This window comes from Ketogulonicigenium vulgare WSH-001, assembly GCF_000223375.1.
GTDB classification, from domain to species: Bacteria; Pseudomonadota; Alphaproteobacteria; order Rhodobacterales; family Rhodobacteraceae; genus Ketogulonicigenium; species Ketogulonicigenium vulgare.
The window spans coordinates 381,875-401,400 of sequence record NC_017384.1 but is presented as its reverse complement, the minus strand read 5'-3'; the positions used below and the strand labels follow the sequence as shown (position 1 = coordinate 401,400).

General features: G+C 59.7%; 16 protein-coding genes and 1 tRNA gene. 6 read left to right on the top strand and 11 right to left on the bottom strand.

Annotated elements, in window-relative coordinates:
- The 6 genes from rpiA to KVU_RS01865 form a co-directional block, all read right to left on the bottom strand.
- Nucleotides 1–810, bottom strand: a complete 810-nt coding sequence (gene rpiA / locus KVU_RS01890; RefSeq protein ID WP_013383624.1) for a ribose-5-phosphate isomerase RpiA — start codon at nucleotides 808–810, stop codon at nucleotides 1–3.
- A 135-nt stretch (nucleotides 811–945) separates the two neighbouring features.
- Nucleotides 946–1,455: a CarD family transcriptional regulator gene (locus tag KVU_RS01885; RefSeq protein ID WP_013383623.1), complete on the bottom strand. Its 510-nt coding sequence runs from the start codon at nucleotides 1,453–1,455 to the stop codon at nucleotides 946–948.
- Nucleotides 1,456–1,609: 154 nt separating this feature from the next.
- Complete coding sequence (fdxA, locus tag KVU_RS01880; RefSeq protein ID WP_013383622.1) at nucleotides 1,610–1,945, bottom strand: ferredoxin FdxA; 336 nt, start codon at nucleotides 1,943–1,945, stop codon at nucleotides 1,610–1,612.
- Nucleotides 1,946–2,086: 141 nt separating this feature from the next.
- Nucleotides 2,087–2,392, bottom strand: coding sequence for an RNA-binding S4 domain-containing protein (locus KVU_RS01875; protein WP_014537516.1), 306 nt, complete (start codon nucleotides 2,390–2,392; stop codon nucleotides 2,087–2,089).
- The gene (locus tag KVU_RS01870; protein ID WP_013383620.1) at nucleotides 2,389–5,244 is read right to left on the bottom strand and encodes a helicase-related protein; all 2,856 of its coding nucleotides are present in this window, start codon (nucleotides 5,242–5,244) and stop codon (nucleotides 2,389–2,391) included. The genes KVU_RS01875 and KVU_RS01870 overlap by 4 nt, the downstream gene beginning before the upstream one ends.
- A gap of 30 nt (nucleotides 5,245–5,274) precedes the next feature.
- Complete coding sequence (locus tag KVU_RS01865) at nucleotides 5,275–5,784, bottom strand: tetratricopeptide repeat protein (RefSeq protein ID WP_013383619.1); 510 nt, start codon at nucleotides 5,782–5,784, stop codon at nucleotides 5,275–5,277.
- Nucleotides 5,785–5,920: 136 nt separating this feature from the next.
- Here KVU_RS01865 and KVU_RS01860 point away from each other — a divergent pair, with 136 nt between their 5' ends.
- The 4 genes from KVU_RS01860 (at nucleotide 5,921) to KVU_RS01845 (ending at nucleotide 9,528) form a co-directional block, all read left to right on the top strand.
- Nucleotides 5,921–6,211, top strand: a complete 291-nt coding sequence (locus tag KVU_RS01860; RefSeq protein WP_013383618.1) for an SCP2 sterol-binding domain-containing protein — start codon at nucleotides 5,921–5,923, stop codon at nucleotides 6,209–6,211.
- Between the two features lie 87 nt (nucleotides 6,212–6,298).
- A complete protein-coding gene (locus KVU_RS01855) occupies nucleotides 6,299–8,110 on the top strand; it encodes a M3 family oligoendopeptidase (RefSeq protein WP_013383617.1) in 1,812 nt (603 codons plus the stop codon).
- Nucleotides 8,111–8,162: 52 nt separating this feature from the next.
- Nucleotides 8,163–9,071: a type I pantothenate kinase gene (coaA, locus tag KVU_RS01850; protein WP_013383616.1), complete on the top strand. Its 909-nt coding sequence runs from the start codon at nucleotides 8,163–8,165 to the stop codon at nucleotides 9,069–9,071.
- 130 nt (nucleotides 9,072–9,201) lie between these two features.
- The gene (locus KVU_RS01845; protein ID WP_013383615.1) at nucleotides 9,202–9,528 is read left to right on the top strand and encodes a YjhX family toxin; all 327 of its coding nucleotides are present in this window, start codon (nucleotides 9,202–9,204) and stop codon (nucleotides 9,526–9,528) included.
- 41 nt (nucleotides 9,529–9,569) lie between these two features.
- On the opposite strand, the gene rpoH is transcribed toward KVU_RS01845, so the two are convergent.
- Both rpoH and KVU_RS01835 read right to left on the bottom strand, forming a co-directional pair.
- Nucleotides 9,570–10,466, bottom strand: a complete 897-nt coding sequence (rpoH, locus tag KVU_RS01840; RefSeq protein ID WP_013383614.1) for an RNA polymerase sigma factor RpoH — start codon at nucleotides 10,464–10,466, stop codon at nucleotides 9,570–9,572.
- Between the two features lie 205 nt (nucleotides 10,467–10,671).
- Nucleotides 10,672–11,691, bottom strand: a complete 1,020-nt coding sequence (locus KVU_RS01835) for an RluA family pseudouridine synthase (protein WP_013383613.1) — start codon at nucleotides 11,689–11,691, stop codon at nucleotides 10,672–10,674.
- Here KVU_RS01835 and KVU_RS01830 point away from each other — a divergent pair.
- Entirely contained in the window at nucleotides 11,690–12,004 is a 315-nt protein-coding gene (locus KVU_RS01830; RefSeq protein ID WP_013383612.1) for a DUF6476 family protein, read from the top strand. The two genes, KVU_RS01835 and KVU_RS01830, sit on opposite strands and share 2 nt — an antisense overlap.
- On the opposite strand, the gene KVU_RS01825 is transcribed toward KVU_RS01830, so the two are convergent.
- The gene (locus KVU_RS01825; RefSeq protein WP_013383611.1) at nucleotides 12,001–12,879 is read right to left on the bottom strand and encodes a hypothetical protein; all 879 of its coding nucleotides are present in this window, start codon (nucleotides 12,877–12,879) and stop codon (nucleotides 12,001–12,003) included. The genes KVU_RS01830 and KVU_RS01825 overlap by 4 nt on opposite strands.
- Before the next feature lie 115 nt (nucleotides 12,880–12,994).
- On the opposite strand from KVU_RS01825, the gene KVU_RS01820 reads away from it, so the two are divergent.
- Nucleotides 12,995–13,070, top strand: a tRNA-Thr gene (locus KVU_RS01820).
- 481 nt (nucleotides 13,071–13,551) lie between these two features.
- Here the strand turns inward: KVU_RS01820 and KVU_RS01815 are convergent.
- Together KVU_RS01815 and KVU_RS01810 are read right to left on the bottom strand one after the other, a co-directional pair.
- Entirely contained in the window at nucleotides 13,552–18,507 is a 4,956-nt protein-coding gene (locus KVU_RS01815; protein WP_236953134.1) for a glycosyltransferase, read from the bottom strand.
- 23 nt (nucleotides 18,508–18,530) lie between these two features.
- The gene (locus KVU_RS01810) at nucleotides 18,531–19,526 is read right to left on the bottom strand and encodes a GHMP family kinase ATP-binding protein (RefSeq protein ID WP_013383609.1); all 996 of its coding nucleotides are present in this window, start codon (nucleotides 19,524–19,526) and stop codon (nucleotides 18,531–18,533) included.

The window sequence follows — 19,526 nt, the reverse complement described above, 5'->3', positions numbered from 1 at the left end:
TTAATCCGCGATGTCCTTGAAAATATTATCCGACGCGTCACTATCATCGGTCAGACCGCTATCTGCAACAAGGTCAATCACCTCGTCCGATCCGTCTGGGTGACCAATGACGACTGTATCGCAGATATCGACGAACAACCCGTTTTCAACCACGCCCGCAATTTGATTGAGCATCAACGACAACTGCCGCGCATTCGCGATTCGGCTGAGGTGCAGGTCGATGATCAGATTGCCCTCATCCGTCGTATAGGGCTGGGTGCCGTTCATGCGCAGGGTGCTTTTGCGCGCGCCAACATCAACGCCCAGCAGCGATTCCTCGATCAGGTGGCGCGTCGCCTGCCAGCCAAAGGGGACGATCTCGACCGGCAGCGGAAAGGCCCCCAGCGTATCAACCTGCTTGCTGGCATCGGAGATCACAATCATGCGGTCACTTGCAGTTGCAACGATTTTCTCGCGCAGATGTGCGCCGCCGCCGCCCTTGATCAGGTTCAACGCGGGGTCGAATTCATCCGCGCCGTCAATCGTCAGATCGAGCCAACCCACATCTTGCAAGGTGACCACGTCGATCCCCTCGGCGCGCGCCTGTTCGGCCGTGCGCTCGGATGTTGGCACGGCGCGGATCTGCAGGCCCTGCTCGCGCACCATATGGCCCAGCACGCGCACCAACCAAAATGCCGTTGACCCGGTGCCCAGCCCCAGGCGCATCCCCTGTTCGACGAAATAGCTGGCACGCCGGGCCGAGGCGAATTTCGCCATCTCCACAGGTGTCAGCCCGGTCGGTGCAAATTCAGCGGGATTAAAAGTCGTCATTGGGCCCTCGTGTGCAGCGCGAAGGCCTTATAGGGCTTTTCAGCTCAGGGCGCGAGGGGGCAATCCCCGATCCGCAAAGGAAAGCCCCGCAAACCAAGGCTTGCGGGGCTGATTTCTGCTAATTTTGTCGGGGCTTTACGCCGCGCGGCCTACCAGCAAGGTGCCGATCTCGCGCGCCATCGAGACCTCGTCCTTGCCGTTCACAGCGGCCAGCTCGCGGGTCAGACGCTCTAGCGCGCGTTCATAAAGTTGACGCTCGGAATAGCTTTGCTCGCGCTGGTCATCGGCGCGGTGCAGGTCGCGCACAACTTCGGCGATCGCGATCAGATCGCCCGAATTGATCTTTTCGTCATATTCCTGTGCGCGTCGCGACCACATGGCCTTTTTAACCTTGGCCTTGCCCTTCAGCGTCTTCAGCGCGTGATCGACCACATCGCTAGAGGCCAGCGCGCGCATACCAATCTCGATCGCCTTATTGGTCGGCACGCGCAGGGTCATCTTATCCTTTTCAAAGGCGATGACGAACAGTTCCAGCTTGAAGCCGGCGACTTCCTGTTCTTCGATGGACAGGATCTGGCCAACCCCATGCGCGGGATAGACGATATAGTCATTCGGGTGGAATTCCGGCTTCTTCGACTTGCTCATAATATCCTTTCCTGTCCCGACAACTGCCGACAGCCCCGACGGGGATTACCCCTTCGAGGCGGTGCATGCCGATGCCATCATGGGATCGCGGTACAACCTTTAGGCTATATATAGCACAAAATTAGCATGCTTCAAAGCGGCCATCGCCGCCAATTCAGCCACCCAGACCGGGATTTTCCGACAAAAGCGCCAGTTTACCGGGCTTGCCGTCCATTTCCTCATATCCGGGCAGCGGATCGCGGCGCGATGTGATCACGGGCCACATCTCGGAATACTTGCGGTTGAACTCGACCCATTTTTCCATATCCGGCTCGGTGTCGGGACGGATCGCGTCGGCGGGGCATTCCGGCTCGCAGACACCGCAGTCGATACATTCGTCGGGATGGATGACCAGCGTATTCTCGCCCTCGTAAAAACAATCGACCGGACACACTTCGACACAGTCGGTGTATTTGCAGGCGATACAGTTTTCGGTCACGACATAGGTCATAGGCAGGCTTCCACAAGACAACGGCTTCGGCGGCGCGCCGCCCGGCTAATCTGGGGCCGAGGGATGCGCCCAAGCATCCGCCATGTCAAGGCAGGCCGGATGATTTGCGGATCAGATCTACGGCACCGGGTTCTTTGGCACTTACATCTCTGGCACAACGGCAGAGGGTGCAGTGTCGGCTGTCAGATCTTCATACAGCAGCCGGGCTTCCTCTGCCGGGCCGCGACGGGTGCCGATATCCAGCACCCGCACGACCCGCACGCGTCCACCTTGCATAAAGGTCAACACATCGGCATAGCCGACCGCCCTTGCGGGTTTATCGGTCGGCTGGCCATTCACGCGTATGCGCCCCTCGACCACCAAAGCATGGGCAATGGCACGACTTTTGCAAAAGCGGGCGTGCCAAAGCCATTTATCCAGTCGAAGAGTTAAACGCGGCTCGCTCACTTGGTCTTGAAACTCGCCAATGCCATTGCAAACGGGTTGTCGGGGTCGATTTTGGCCGGACGGGGCGCCTGCGCCTCGAACGGAGCCTGACGGCCTGCGGGCTTATCGCCGCGCGGTTTGTCACCACGACCTTGGCCGGGCTTGCCGCCCTTGCCGCGCGGACGACCACCTTCGCTACGCTCGCCTTCGGGTTTCGCATCCGATTTGAAATCGCGACGGGGGCGGTCACCACCCTTGCGGGCCGGTTTGTCGCCGGTCGCACCCTCGGGCGCGGTGGCGGCAGCGGCGGCCGGACGGCGACGCTGACCCTCGGGACGCTCGCGGCGCTGCGGACGCGCACCCCAAGTGAAGGTGTAAAAGACCTCGACCTCGGCAGGCACATCCGTGGCACCTTCGGCGGGGGTTTCAACAGCTTCGGGGGCGGCTTCAGCGGTTTCCTCAGTGGAAACAGCAGGCTCTTCGGCCTTCACCGCGCGGACTTTCGGACGTTCGGCTTTCACGGCCTGATAGCCGATGCCTTCCATCAGTGCGGCAAATTGTTCCAGCGACAGGCCGGTGATCGAAAGCATGTCGGCCGAGGCCTCAAAACCCGCGCGGCTGTCTTTGTCGCGCAGCATATCGGCCAGGCGTTCCAGCATATCGATGCGAATCGCACGCTCGCCTGCGGCGCGGTAACCCGCCATCGCATAGTAGCCTGCGGGCGCACCTTGCACGGCGGGCACGGTCACAAGACCGGGCGGCGGCGCATCGGGGAATTCGTTCAAGCCCTTAGCCAGCGACCACAAAACCAGACGCAGACGGGTCGGCGCGGGTTTCAGCAGCAGCGGCTGGAACACGGTCATTTGGCCAAAGCGGATGCCATGCTTGCGCAGGGCAGAACGCGCCTCTTGGTCCAGCGCCTTCACCTCGTCGGCAACTTCGCCGCGGGGAATGATGCCGAAATGCTCGCCCATCCGATACGCAAAACCGCGGGCAAGGCCGGTCAAAGCCTCGTCCTTTGTCAGGGCCAAAAGCGGCTCCATCGCGGCGGCGATTTTGCGGTCGATAAAGTGCTGCAGACGGCGCTGCACCTTTTGGATGACCTCAGCGCCAGCCTCTTCATCAACGAAAACAGTCACTTGCGGGCGCAGCGGTTCGGACCCGGCGACCAGCTTGCCGACGGCATGCTCGCCCCACATCAGACCACCTTGCTCGGTGAAATCAATCTCAGTATCGGGGGCGTTATAGAAACGGTCGGCCCGCAGATGGAATTGCGGCGCCAGCGCAACAGCGGCGGCCTGACGCAATGTCTTGGCCTCATCCGGTGTTGCGGCCTTATCGGCACGGAAACGGAAACCCTCAAGCCGGCCGACGAATTCGCCTTCGACCGTCACTTCACCCTTGTCGCTCACTTCGGCCACGAGGACCTCCTTCTGCTTGAGCCGGCGGGCGAGGACGCTTGTCCGCCGGTCCACAAATCTTTGCGTCAGCGCATTATGCAATGCGTCTGACAGACGGTCTTCTACAGCGCGCGTTTCGGCGCGCCAATGGCTTTCTTCCCGCACCCAGCCTTTGCGTTGGCTGACATAGGTCCAAGTGCGGATATGCGCGAGGCGCTTGGCAAGAGTGTCAATGTTCCCGTCGGTGCGGTCAAGACGCTGAACTTGCTGCGCCAGATAATCGCCGGGAACCGCACCAAATTGGTGCATAAAGTTGTAAATCGTTGCCAACATGCCAGCATGTTCGCCCCGGCCAAGGCCGCGAAAATCGGGGATTCGGCAGACATCCCACAGAAGTTGCACGGATTTTCCATCCGTCGCGCGGGCGAAAACCTCTGGGTTGCCCGCCAGCGCCTTGAGCGCGGCCAGATCGTCACTTTCGCGCACGCGGCCCAACCACGGGTTCTGAGTCTTTTCCTCGAGCGTCTGGATCAGGCGGTTCACGCTGCCAAATTGCAGACGGGAATTGCGCCATTGCAGACGCGAGACGGGACGGAACTGATGCGCCTCGATCGCGGCGACATCCTCGGCGTCCATTTCCGGCACATCGCCGGTGACGCCAAAGGTGCCGGGGGACAGGTGGCGGCCCGCGCGGCCTGCGATCTGCGCCAGCTCGTCTGCGTGCAGATCGCGCATCCGGTGGCCGTCGAATTTACGCAGGGCCGAGAAGGCGACATGGCTGATATCCAGGTTCAGCCCCATACCGATCGCGTCAGTTGCGACCAGATAGTCGACGTCGCCGCTTTGGAACAAAGCCACCTGCGCATTGCGGGTGCGCGGTGACAACGCGCCCATCACCACAGCCGCCCCGCCCCGCGTGCGGCGGATATATTCCGCGATGGCATAAACCTCGTCGACCGAGAAGGCGACAATCGCCGCGCGCTCGGGCATACGCGCGATTTTCTGCGGGCCGGTATAGGTCAGGGTCGAGAATCGCTCGCGCCGGATGAACTGCACGCCGGGCACCAGCGCCGCAATCGCGGGACGCATGGTTTCAGACCCCAGAAACAGCGTCTCATGCAAGCCGCGCGCATACATCAGGCGGTCGGTAAAAATATGGCCGCGCTCCGGGTCGGCACAGAGCTGGATCTCGTCAATCGCGACGAAATCACAGCCCATACCGTCGGGCATCGCCTCGACCGTGCAGACCCAATATTGCACGCGGTCGGGGATGATCCGCTCCTCGCCCGTCACCAGCGCCACGACCGAGGGGCCACGCGCCGCAACGATGCGGTCATAGACCTCGCGCGCCAAAAGGCGCAAAGGCAGGCCGATGATGCCGGTGCGATAACTCAGCATCCGGTCGATCGCGTAATGGGTTTTGCCGGTGTTCGTTGGGCCAAGAACGGCGGTCACGCGCGTGGGCGTTGGCATGTTTCCCCCTTGACCCGTAATCGGGTGTCGTCAGATTGCCGTGCCGTCAGCCGCGCCATCGGGGCCCCATTGGCCCCCGCGCGGAGCAGGCATGGCAGGATAAAGTGCAAGCGCGCGCGCATACGCGAGATCGGCGGCTTCGGTATCACCAATGATCGCGAATGTAATGCCCAACAGGCGCAATGCGTCAAAATTTTCGGGGTTGGCTTTTATGACAGTGGCCAGATCGGCAGCGGCCTGACCGGCCTGCCCCTCGCGTAAAAAGGCGCGGGCGCGTTCCAGATAGGCCTCGGGATAATCGGGCGCATAGTCGATGACGGTGGACAGATGCCAGATGGCACTGCGGTTATCCTCGGCCTCGCTGGCGGCTTCGGCGCGGCGCATCAGCAGGTCGATGGTGGCCGAACCGGAATGCGCCCAGATCGCGCGGATTTCCTCGGCGATGGTCGCGGCCTCGGGGTCCTCGGCGGTGCGCAACTGTTCCATCAGCTCGGATTCAGTGGCTTCAGCCAACACGGGGCCAGCCGTCACCAGCAGCATTGCCGCCACGAGAATCTGTTTTGCTATTTCCGACGCCTTACGCATAGTGCCAGTGTAAATGAAATCGGCCGCCGCGCCAGAGGGCAGGCTTCACATCCGGTCGATTACCGCCCACCTCTGATAGACGAGCAATTGAATGAGCGATTTTCTGAACCATGTAGCCGCGATCCTGACCGACAAAGTCGCAGGTCAAGATATTCCGGGCACAGTGAAATTTCACATCACCGACCGCGGCGCCGTGCTGGCGGGGCCCAATGGCATTACCGTGGGTGACGGTCCCGCTGATGTGACGCTATCGGCCAGCGAAGAGGTGTTCCAGTCGCTGATCGCCGGCCATTCGAACCCCGTGACCGCGTTTATGACCGGCAAATTGCAGGTCGATGGCGATATGGGTCTGGCGATGCGGCTCTCTACATTGTTTGAATGACCGACCCTGTTTGAATGAATGGCGGCGCAGGGTTCCAATACCCTGCATCTGCCCCTATCTCTTGCCTGAACAACAAAGGCTTATACGATGAAAACCCCTGTTTTCGATGCGAATGCGATTGGCGGCAACGCGATCGGCCCCCTGCCCGAATGGGATCTGACCGATCTTTATCCCGGCGAGGACAGCCCCGAGCTTGCCCGCGATCTGGACTGGCTGGCGGGCGAATGCACCGCATTCCAAGCCGATTACGAGGGGAAGCTGTCGTCGCTGTCGGCGGGCGATATGCTGGCCGCCGTCAAACGCTATGAGGAAATCGACATTATCGCGGGCCGCATCATGTCGTTCGCAGGCCTCAGCTATTACCAGATGACCACTGATTCCGAGCGGGCGAAATTCCTGTCGGATATGCAGGACGAGATCACCAATGACACCACCGCGCTGGTGTTCTGGGGGCTGGAATTCAACCGCCTGGACGATGCGCATCTGGATGGCTTGATCGCACAAAACGCAGATCTTGCCCGCTATCAGCCTATTTTCGAGCGGATGCGCGCCATGCGCCCCTATCAACTGTCGGACGAGCTGGAAAAGTTCCTGCACGATCAATCGGTGGTCGGCGCCTCGGCCTGGAACCGTCTGTTTGACGAGACGATGGCGGGCCTGTCGTTCGAGGTGAACGGCGAGACGCTGAATATCGAAGCCACGCTGAACCTTTTGACCGATGACAACCGCCCCACGCGCGAGGCGGCGCATGTCGCGCTGGCGAAAGTGTTCCGCGAGAACGTCAAAACCTTTGCCCGCATCCACAACACACTGGCCAAAGAGAAAGAGGTCGAGGACCGCTGGCGCGGCTTCCCCACCCCGCAAACCGCCCGCCACCTTGCGAACCATGTCGAACCCGAGGTGGTCGAGGCGCTGCGCAACGCCGTGGTCGCCGCCTATCCGCGCCTGTCGCACCGCTATTACCGCCTGAAAGCGAAATGGATGGGCCTTGATGTGTTGCAGGTCTGGGATCGCAACGCGCCCCTGCCCCGTAATCCCCAGCGCCCGATCAGCTGGGAAGAGGCAAAGGATACGGTGCTTGCGGCCTATGGCGATTTCGATCCGCGCCTGGCCGATCTTGCCGCGCCCTTCTTTACCGATGGCTGGATTGATGCGGCGGTGAAGCCGGGCAAGGCGCAGGGCGCATTCGCGCATCCGACCGTCTCGACCGTCCACCCCTATGTGCTGGTCAATTACCTTGGCAAAACGCGCGATGTGATGACCCTTGCGCATGAGCTGGGCCACGGCATCCACCAGCGTCTGGCCGCAGGTCAGGGCGAGCTGCTGTCCTCGACCCCGCTGACTTTGGCCGAGACCGCATCGGTGTTTGGCGAGATGCTGACCTTCCGCAAAGTGCTGGACCAGACCACCGACAAAGCCGCGCGCAAGGCGCTGCTGGCCAGCAAGGTCGAGGATATGATCAACACGGTCGTCCGTCAGATCGCCTTCTATGACTTTGAATGCAAATTGCACGCCGCCCGCGCTGAAGGCGAGCTGACCCCCGACGATATCGCGGTGCTGTGGATGTCGGTGCAGGCGCAAAGCCTGGGCGATGCGTTCGAATTCGCCGATGGATACGAGAATTTCTGGACCTATGTCTCGCATTTCGTCCATTCGCCCTTCTACGTCTATGCCTATGCCTTTGGCGACGGGCTGGTGAACGCGCTTTATGCCGCCTACACCGAGGGCGATCCCGACTTTCAGCAGAAGTATTTCGACCTGCTCTCGGCAGGCGGATCAAAGCACCATTCGGAACTGCTGAAGCCCTTCGGCCTGGACGCGACCGATCCAAAATTCTGGGACAAGGGCCTGTCGATGATCGAAGGATTCATCGACGAGCTTGAATCCATGGAAGATTAAAGCCAAACAATGGCCCGCAGCCCCCTTGCGGGCCATTTTGCGCTGGATGGTCATGAGCCCCTATATCGAGATTCTGCTGTCGCAGCTGCAGCTGCAACAAGATCCTGCCGTCCTTGCGGATTGGCCAAAACTCAAAGAGCTGGTCTCGCTTGGCGACAGGCTGGATCAGGCCGAGGTCGCCAGCGTCCACGCCCTTGTCGCGCGGATCATCGCGGCGCAGGTCGATGCGCGCAAAGCGCTGCGCGATGATGTGTCCGGCTTTTTACCCGGCACCGATACGCCCGCGCCTTTTATCGTGGGCATCGCCGGATCGGTCGCGGCTGGCAAATCAACGATTGCGCGCATTCTGCACCGCCTGATCGAAAACTGGCCTAGCGCGCCCAATGTACAGCTGATCACAACGGATGGCTTTTTGCGCCCCAATGCCCAGCTAGAGGCGCGCAATATGCTGAACCGCAAGGGATTCCCCGAATCCTATCGCCGGCAATTGCTGCTCGATTTCATCTCGGATGTGAAATCCGGCAAACCTGTCGTGACCGCGCCGGTTTATTCGCACCTGACCTATGACATTATCCCCGGCAAACGGGTCGAGATCAGCCGCCCCGATATCTTGATCATCGAGGGAATCAATATCCTGCAGCCCGGCACCGTCGCGCCGTTCGTGTCAGATTTCATTGATTTTTCAATCTTTGTCGACGCCGATCACGACGATCTGCTGGCCTGGTATGTCGAGCGGTTCCTGACCCTGCGCGACACAGCCTTTACCGATCCGAACAGCTATTTCAGCAAATATGCCAGCCTGTCGGACGCGGAATCGGTCGAGATGGCCCATCGCATCTGGGCCGATATCAACGAGCCGAACCTGCGCCAAAACATCCTGCCCACGCGCGAGCGCGCCGATCTGATCTTGCACAAGGGCCGCGATCATCGCGCGGATCTGCTGCAAATCCGGCGGATGTAAGCCACCCTTGCGATAGGCCCGCCTTCGCCCTAAATTACCTCCGACATGGCGGCAGATCTGCCGCCCGCTGATGGAGTGTGGATGTCAGAGCTTGTGAAATAAGGCTCTCTGCCCCCGCGCAGAGAGCCACGTGAAACAAAAACCGCCGGGCGCGCCGCGCATCGGTTGTCTTTTCACGCCTTTCTACGAGCCATCCATGAATATCTCGAAATACGAACAGCGTGCTTTGCACGTTCTGGCCCTTGGTGGCCGCATTTTGCATGAGCGCGAGAAAAACGCCAAAATCACCGCCGTCACCTGTTTCACGCGCGAGGGGATGATCCTGTCGGATTTTGATCTTGCGACATTCCAGAAACTGCTGCGCAAGGGCCTGATCGAATCCCGCCTTGGCAGTCCCTATCGCATCTCGCGCCGCGGACGGATGTCGGTGCGCGCGCAGTTGAACAACCAAGGCTGACAGCATGAAAAAGGGCGCCCCGCGGGGCGCCCTGATTGATTTTAGGCCATTTCCAACATGCCCTTGTCGCGGGCCAATTGGGTCATACGCTTTTGCAGCTTTTCAAAGGCGCGGACCTCGATCTGGCGGATCCGCTCGCGGCTGACGCTGTATTTCTCGGACAGCTCTTCCAGCGTCACCGGCGGATCTTGCAGACGGCGCATCATCAGCACATCGCGTTCGCGATCATTCAGATCTTCCATCGCAGCTTCCAGCAGCACGCGGCGGGCGTCCAGCTCGTCGCGGGCCTCGAAATCGGCGGCCTGGTCGGAATCCTCGTCCTCAAGCCAGTCCTGCCATTGGGTCGAGCTATCGTCATCGCCCCCCACCATCGCGTTCAGCGAGGCATCACCCCCCGACAGACGGCGGTTCATGTTGACGACTTCTTCCTCGGGCACGCCCAGATCATGCGCGATGCGCTGGACATGTTCGGGGCGCAGATCGCCCTCTTCCAATGCACCGATGCGGGCTTTGGCCTTGCGCAGATTGAAGAAAAGCTTTTTCTGCGCCGAGGTGGTGCCCAGTTTCACCAACGACCACGAGCGCAGGATATATTCCTGGATCGAGGCACGGATCCACCACATCGCATAGGTCGCAAGACGGAAGCCCTTTTCAGGGTCAAAGCGTTTCACAGCCTGCATCAGGCCGACGTTCGCTTCGGAAATCACCTCGGCCTGCGGCAGGCCATAACCGCGATAGCCCATGGCAATCTTGGCGGCCAAACGCAGATGGCTTGTCACCAGCTTATGCGCGGCTTGCGTATCACCATGATCGACCCAGTTGCGGGCCAGCATATATTCCTGCTCGGGTTCGAGCATCGGGAATTTACGGATCTCTTGCAGGTAACGGGAAAGTCCCTGCTCGGGTGAAGGAGCGGGAAGGTTCGTGTAAGTCGACATATGTCCCCCTTCTTATGTATAAGAGCTTAACATGCCATATGGGGCCGGATTGTTGCTTTTCAAGATCGGCCGGGGCAGCAAGTCTGTTGGATTACTTTTCTTAACACAGAAGTCTTGATCCGGTTCCATTGCGGCACCATCGCGCGCCCCGCCGGGCCTGCCCAGCGGATTTCACCCTCTTCACGCAGATGCGAAAGATATTACATCAACCGCGCATCAAGCCGATCAACTGGGAAATATCCGGCGGCAGCGGCGATTCGAAACGCATCTCCTCGCCCGTGAACGGATGGACGAAGCCCAGCGTCGCGGCATGCAGCGCCTGGCGCGGGAAATCATGCGCCATCGCGACCGCCGCCTCTGGCAGGCTTTTCGGCGACAGGCGCTTGCGCCCGCCATAGGTCGGATCGCCGATCAGCCCATGGCCGACATAGGACATATGCACGCGGATCTGATGCGTGCGGCCGGTCTCTAGCCAGCATTCGATCAAGGATGCGGCGCCGTTATACTCCTCGACCACGCGGGCACGGGTGACGGCATGGCGGCCACCCTCCCAGATCACCGCTTGGCGCTGACGGTCGGTGCGGTGGCGATCAAGGCGGGTCTGGATTTTCAGAATATTGCCCAGCTCGAAATTGACGCCCTTTAGGCCGCGCACGCGCGGATCGGCGGCACTGAGAACACCATAACACAGCGCCAGATACCGCCGTTCGATATCATGCGCCTCGAACAGGGCGGCAAGGCCGTGATGCGCCCGGTCGGTTTTCGCGGCAACCAGCAGGCCCGAGGTGTCTTTGTCGATGCGGTGCACGATGCCCGGACGCTTCATGCCGCCGACACCCGACAGGCTCTCGCCACAATGATGGATCAGCGCATTGACCAGCGTGCCATCGGGGCTGCCGGGCGCGGGATGCACGACCATGCCGGCGGGTTTGTCGATGACGATCAGATCATCATCCTCGTAAACCACGTTCAGCGGTATATCCTGCCCGACGATATGGCTTTCATTTGCCTCGGCGATTGTGATCTCGACCAGCGCGCCCTCGGTCACGCGGGCCTTGGCATCTTGCACAACGGTGCCGTCGATGCGGATCGCGCCCTCGTCCAGCAATTTGGCAAGGCGCGAGCGCGACAGGGACGCTTCCTCTGGCACGTCGCGCGCCAGCGCCTTATCAAGGCGGGGCGGCGGATCGGCCGCGATATGAAAAGACAGCAAGTGGTGATCCATGACCCCGGTTCCTGAACCTGACCAGAACGCCCCCCTGCCCCCGCAGCTGGCATGGCTGCGACGTCTGGTGACGACGCTGATGGTCGTGATGATTCTGGGCTTCCTAGTGCTGATTGCCGTGCTTGTCACCCGGCTTGGCCGTGCGCCGGCCCTATTGCCCGATGAAATCAGCCTGCCGGCGGGTGAAAGCGCCCTGTCGCTGACGATGGCCGAGGGCTGGTATCTTGTCGTCACGGCATCTGGCCGCGCGCTGGTCTATGACCGCGACAGTGGCGCATTGCTGCAAGAGGTAGAGCTGATCACCGCGCCTTAGGGCGCGATGAAAGAGATCCCCGGCATATTCGCGATGATATCGAGGTCTTCCTCATAGGCCATTGTCATATCGGCGACGGTGCGATGGCTCCAACCGGTCAGATCGACATTATCCCACATCTGTTCGGGGTCGCCGTATTCAGCCAGCAAATCCTGCGCCAGCGCCTGACGGTCCGCTTGGCCAACAGGTGTGCCTTGGCCCAAACGCTGTTTCAACAGGCCCTGCCCCTCGGGCAGCAGCAGATCGTGCAGCAGGTCATGGTCGCCGAAAATCGGATCTTCGTCCGCGATGCCCAGCATTTCGCGTAAGATCGTGCCCCAGATCAGCGGCGCATCCTCGTTCGCCCAAAACGTCAGTTTCACCCCCGGCGCGGCATCGCGCAGGCGGGCGACAACCTCGGACCAGCGAAAGCCCAGAATGTCGTAGCCGCCAAGGTAATTGCGAACATCATTGTCACCCAGCGCCTTCATCATCGTGTTGACGAAAGCGGCAGGATTGCGCAGGGCGACGAATATTTCGACCTCTGCCTCAGGAAATAGCGACTGCATGACCTGAATGCGGGCGGCCGCCTCGGGCAGCGGAATACCGTCGTCGAACATGTGGCGCGGCGCGGCCAGATAGGCGGGATTCGCTAGCGCAACGCGCGCCAGATTCGGCGTCTCTTTCAGGAACTGATCGGTCACCAGCGTTCCCAGCGTCGACATATCCTGCCCGCGCAGGCGCGCCTCGGCCAATTCACGCAGCGGCCGGCGATAGCGGCGCACGCCGGGGGCGCGAATCCCATGCTTGGCCAGGCCCTCATCATTGCGCACCAACGAGCGGACAACCTTGTCCTCGTCAGTTTCGTTCATTCCCGCAAAGAAAGCGATCTTCATCCGTCTAGCCCTGATTAAGCCCTTGTTCCTTTTGCAGGGATTACGCAACGAGGTAAAGCGCAAAGCCCGCAGAGGCGCTTGCATCTGCCCGCGCTGCCCGCTAAAGGAGCGCTGCGCCCCTATAGCTCAGCTGGTAGAGCGTCTGATTTGTAATCAGAGGGTCGGGAGTTCGAGTCTCTCTGGGGGCACCAGTATTCAAGGGCTTAGGCAGGAATGCCTAGGCCCTTTTGCTTGCCCCGTCGATCCGCGAAACCCGTGCGAGCAGCAGGCGATCCCCTGATGCCGCTGCACCAGACAGGCCCGGTTTCCAACGCCAATGACGGCCAGCAATAACCGATCCCGTGCCCGAGGTCATAGCCTCATACGCCCAGTCACATTTGCCTGCCCGGCGCACAGGTAGACGCCCGCGTACTTGCAGCCAGAGGGAATAATCCCATTGCTCGCCGCCGCATGGGGCAAGCAAGGCTTGGGGGGCTGCGGATTGACAGTCTGTCCGGACGTGCTTCCCCATCAGATGCGGCCGCGTCCCAGACCGACGCTGATTGGCGATCTGGATCGACCGGCTGCGCTCAACCAGCTTTTCGGTCGATTGCTTCGCCACTCGGGGGCGTTGGTGCACATAAATACCGCGGCCAGAATGATCCGCCCGCGGTCTATCGTTGCAGCCTGTGCTTACTGGCCAGTCAGCTTGGGGTGCTGCAGCAAAGCCTCAAAACTGGCGTCCGTATCGGCGAGGAATAGCAGATAACGTGCGCGGCTAACGGCGGCCAAACGCTGCAGCTCGGATGGCTGTGCGACCAGACCGTCCAGGGCTTCAACCAGATCGGTCAAGGTTTCATGCCCGTGCAGGGGATCGCCAGTCTCGATTCCCTTGATGCCGACGCGCGTCGACAGCAAAGGCATACCAAAGGCCATAGCCTGTACCGTTTTGACATTGATGCCTGTGCCCATTGTCACGGGCGAAATCACAAGATCAACGCTTTCGTAAAAGGCTTTTATGTCCGCCACAAAACCAAGCTTGTTCAGCCAAGGGCGGTTAAAAACCTGTTGCTCGTGCGCTGGTAGATCCTTGACCATGCCACTGACCTGCCCGGCAAGCTCGACCGTAAAGGGGCAGTTATCGCCGTATTTGGCGGCCAGCACGTTCAGGAAATCGCGCACGATTACAAGATTAATGCGGTTCGCGCTTGCAACGATGCCGACACGGTTCAGCGCCGTAAAGGAGCGATCAAGGAAACGGGCCTCTTCGACATGCGGCAGGACGATGCTCATTGATCTGCCGGCCACCTCATCGAAATAGCCCGCTTCCTCGGCGCGGCGCGCACCGACCAAATCAGCCCGGCGCAGATAGGCGCCCTCTTCCTCCGGTGTGCAGGAAAAGAACTCGACCGGTTGCCCGTTGGCGCGCAGCATTTCATAGCGCCCGCCCATCCGGTCATGTGTGTCGATCACCTTCAACACATGCTCAGGCACATAATCCAACAGCTTTGACTGAAAGACATACGAGCAGAATACGACATCGATATCATATTTATCGCACAGGACGCGCATCGCCTCGCCAGTGCCGTCTTGATACCAACCATCAAACGCGATCGCCTCGCCGTTTGATCCTAGGGGATGCACATTGGGCAAAATATCCAACGAATCCCACGCTGCTTTCATCGCAGCCATGCTGTTTTCATCGTACATATCGCTGCGCAGCAGCGCAAAATGCACCTTATGCCCCATCGCTTTGAACCGGCGACCAAAAGATTGAATCGTCGCTTGGTTGCCATGATTGTCCGGGTGCGAAGGAAACGGGCTAAAATAAAGGATATTCAGTTTGCCGCTTGCCCGTCGCGCGATGGCGGCAGCGCTTGCATGTCGCTCGGCATGGGCGGCCACGATCATCGGCGCGGTCTGCGGCGGCAAGTAGTGAGCCGTCAGATCCGCTTGCCATTTATCGACAAGACGCACCAAATTGGCAGTCGCCCGTTCCTTTGGCTTTTGTGTGATCTGCTGCCCATAGCTGGCATGTTCAAAATGCAGCACCTGCGCATGCGCTGCACACCAGACCTGATACCCACGGGCCCGCGCGGCAATCGCAAGATCGGAATCCTCGCAATAGGCCGGGGCATAGCGCGCATCAAAGCCGCCAACCTCGTCCCAGAACTCACGCCTTACAAGAATCGACGCGCCGGTCGCATAGTCGACTTCACGATCAAATGTGAACAGCCGGTCATGTGGCGACCTGCCGCGTCCAATGCAGCTTGCGCTACCATCCGCAAACAAAGCGCCCCCAACCTCTTGGATTGTGCCATCGGGATAAAGCAGTTTAGCGCCGATGATCGCCGCATCGGGATGCGCATGCAGCGTCGCGAACATTGCATCCAACCAGCCCGGCAGCACGATTGTGTCATTGTTCAAAAACAGCAGATTCTGCCCACGCGCCTTTTCTGCAGCCGCATTTGCATTCAGCAAAAAGCCAAGATTTTCCTCATGCCGCATAACCCGCAAACCTGGGAATATCTGGGCCGCCTGCTGTGTTTCATCGCTTGAGGCATCATCGGCAAGGATAACTTCGGCCGTTATACCGGTGGCTTTCATGGCCCGCTGCACGGCAATCAAAGCAGCCTTTGTCAAAGCCCATTGGTCATGCACGGGTATGATAATGGACACATCGACCGTCACTTCGGGCGGCAAATGCGGGAAAGCCGCAGGCGATGACGCCGCGATGAAGTTGCTGTAAAGATCGACGGGCAGTGCCCGGGCGCGCTCTAGCATACGATAGACCGAGGCGCGATTGGCGGCCTCGCTAAAGTTCTGATCGACCAGATCCGCGCCGTTTACGGCAAGCCTCTCCCACAAAAGCTGATCGCCATAAAGCGCGATCAGCGCTTCGGCAAAGGCATCAGGATCGTCACGCACAAGGCCGTGGATACCGTCGACAATGCTCATCCCCTCGGCTGCGATGGTGCTCATGACGGTGGGAACGCCCGCGCCCATCGCCATGCCGACCTTACCCTTGATCCCCGCCCCAAACAAAAGCGGTGCCGCGCTGATGCGATATTGCGCAAGCACGGGATCCAGATCGGCGACATAGCCGACAAAGCGTACGCCCGGCACCCGCCCAAGCGAGACGACGTCGCCGGGCGCTTCGGCACCAACAATATGGAATTCCACATCAGGCAGCGCCGCATGCACCTTTGGCCATACGTTTTGCACAAACCATTTTACCGCCGAGATATTCGGCAAATGCTTAAAGCCACCAAGGAAGAAGATATCCTTGCGCGCTGCGAATCCGGCAGGTTCAGCCACAACCGGGCAGTAAAGCGCCGGTACAACAGAGATTTTTTCGCACGGGATGATATCGGTCAGATAATCAATCTCGGCGGCACTGACCAAAACAACATGGTCAGAAGCCTGCATGATCTTGCTTTCGCGGGCACGGGTTTTGGCGGCCTCACGCATATCGTCAGCATTTTTGCTGTGTGCGGCGGCGCGCTCTTCGCGCAGGAAATACAGGTCAGGCGCGTGGAAAATGATCCGCGCTTGCGGCGAAGCAAGACGCGCAGGCGTCAGCAGGGCCTCAGCGACATCTACACGAATAAAGTAGAATGTGCCAAACTTGTGACCATGTATATCGATGTAATCATTCGCATAGGCGTAGCCCTGCGTTGCGGTGATCACCTCAACCCCGATCGCCTCTAGCTGCGCGCGATAAGGTGCGGTGTCTTGCATATCGGTCGAAATGAAGGTGACCTGATAGCCCATCGCCACCATATCCGCGATCACGCCGACGGTCGCTTTTTCGCCCGCAGACACGTCAGGGCGAGGCAAACGGTAATCCGCGACGAGGATTTTGCGCAACGACATGCTGGAGGGCGCGATCACACCTTGCCCGTCGCCAGCCAACTGGTGCTGCTGCGCGATCGCAGGATGATGACCACCAGCACGCAATACCGCCGCTTGCCACATCTCGATATGGCGCTTGGGCTTTCGCTTGGCCAGCGAGCGCCGCAACCTTTCGGCCCGCGCCTGCGACATGCGCCCCTCGGCACGCAGCAGCAGTTTGGTCAAACCATAGCGCAAACGACGTTTCAGCATCCGTAGCGGTTGTGCCTCGGCGCGGCGCGCGCTTTCGGCAATATGGGCGCCCGCACGCGCCAGATCGCTGATTACATCGGCATGGCCTGCACGGGTTTCTTTCAGAAATTCGTCCGCGGCGGTAAATTTCAATTCAGCAAGCTCTAGGGCAGCCTGCAGTTCGGCCTGCTGCGCTGCCGCCGTTTGAACGATCTCCGCGCGCTCTTGCATGATCGTATCATAAGCGCGCTGCAAGGCGTCATGCGCCTGACGCGCGGCCTCAAGTGCGGCTTGGTCTTGTCTGGCAATCGCAAGTTCGCTTTCCAGCTTTTCGATAATACTCATTCTATAGGCGTTCCTTGCGGTATGTTCGTCCGGGCTCATTTCGAACATGTGTTCAGTGCGTTCTGCGATATTCGCGAGTAGATCCGACTTCTCGCGGTTGCTCTTGGCTTCCAGCGCGCTGTTGTAATCGTGCAGCGCGCGCGCGCCCTGGGCCAACAATGCGGCGGAAATAGCCCCCACCTGCGCCAAATCATCCACGACACCCATATCCGACCCCAAATGGGTCAAAAAAGCGCCGCGCATTTTGTCGATGGAAGTGTAGCCTTTGCCTTGCCCCATAACGACCAGCGGCATCGTGCCCGCGCGCATCGCGGCAAGCGCCAAATGCATGCGTCCCGTCACCAGCAAATCACAGCTCGCCAGCAGCGCGATATTATCGGCGTAATGACTGGCACGCCCCACTTGTACGAAACGCGAAGGGGCAAGCGTTGTGGTGATCCATTTGGCCGCCATATCGCTATAATCGTCGTCGGGCGGATGGTTCTCGAACCTGCGCCGATCGTTAGAAAGCAGGACAAAAGACGCGGTGGGATTCGCATCGACGATCTGGGTCAGAACCGCCGCGACAAAGGCCCCGCGCGCGGCGGTATCATGTGTATCGCTAAACGAACGAAAGCTATGCTCGGCAAAGTTCAGGCCAATGATCGGCTTTGACAGCGCGCTGATGCTGTCGCGCAGCGCAACCGCGCGCGGTGTATCGCGTCCTTGCCGATAAAAAAACGACATATCAGAAAAAGCATGGCCGCGCCGCGCCGTCTGACGCTCGAAATTCTGCATAGACAGGCCGTCGCGTAGCAAAAACACAGCATGTTTCAGCCTGTCAATCTGCGCGAGGATCTCGGGCGCGACATCTGACCGGAAAGAGCAATGTGCGTAAACCGGCACCCCCGCTTGTTCTGCGGTCTGCATCAGATCAAGACGGTATTTTGCAGGCATCATCCCGCAGGTGCCGTCCAGCACATCTGCGCCAACCACAAAAAGCAGGTCCCCGTCGCGAAAGATATCATGGCTGGCCGCGATCGGCTGGGCTAGCCATGTGATCCGGCCTGCATCTTCAGGCGACAAAGCCAGATCAGCCGCCCAATCCCCATCGCCATCAGGCCCGATGATGACAATCGGCAATGTATCGAACAGATCAAGAGCCCCGCGCACCATCCCCTCATCCCCTTTGCTACCGGGGTCGGCGGGCGGCACAAGACAAACGCGTTTTATATGCATGGGGCCCTCTTGCCGTTTGGGTTTCACCCGATCTTGGTCACGATCGAGCCGCCATTCGTCATCGAGATCGGAATAACATTATCCGCGCCAAAACGTTCAACGAATGCCGGATGAAGGTCAGGGTCGGCAAGGAACAACACAAAGCCGCCGCCGCCCGCACCCAGAAGTTTGCCGCCGCGCGCGCCCAACTCTTTTCCGGCGATATACAGATCGTCGATAGCCGAGTTGCTGACCGCTTCTCCCAGCTGACGTTTAAGCTGCCAGCCCAGATCCAGCATTTCGGCAAAGCTTTGCAAGACGCGCAGATCGTCGCCATCTTGTTCCAAAAGGGCAGCGCCCGTTTTGGTCATGTTATACATCTCTTTGAGGTAATCCGCATTCGCGCCCTGCTTTGTGCGCTTTTCCTGCGTAGTCAAAGTCTGTGATGCGCTACGTTGGCTGCCTGTGTAGACTAGCAACATCGAACGGTTCAGCAGGTTCATGCGCTGGGTCGTCAGGCGAAGCGGCTCGATTGAAAAGCCATCACCCGTGAACTCATAGCGCGACAATCCACCAAATGCGGCATGGATCTGATCTTGCACGCCGACGTTTTCCTGCAAGATGTCCTGTTCCATATGGATGGCCTGACGCGCCAGTTCATAGCGCGTCAGTTCATCACCGCGCATCTGGTGCAGCAGGTTCAAAAAGCCGACCGTGAACGCAGATGAACTGCCAAGGCCGGTGCCGCCCGGCAGATCCGACATGGTCGCGATATTCAGCGCCATATCACCGCCCCAGCGTTTGACACTTTCGCGGATCACCGGGTGCCGAATCTCGTCCACCGTTTGCACACTTTCAGTGGTGCGATACGTGACGCGGTATTTCTGCTCTGCTACCGCAGCCAGCGGCAGGGCCTGAATATAAACGTATTTGTCGATTGTGCTACCCAGCACTGCGCCGGGATGATCCCGGAAGTAGGATGGGTAATCCGTACCGCCGCCGAGAAAACTGGCACGCAGAGGCGTTTTGCTAATCCACAT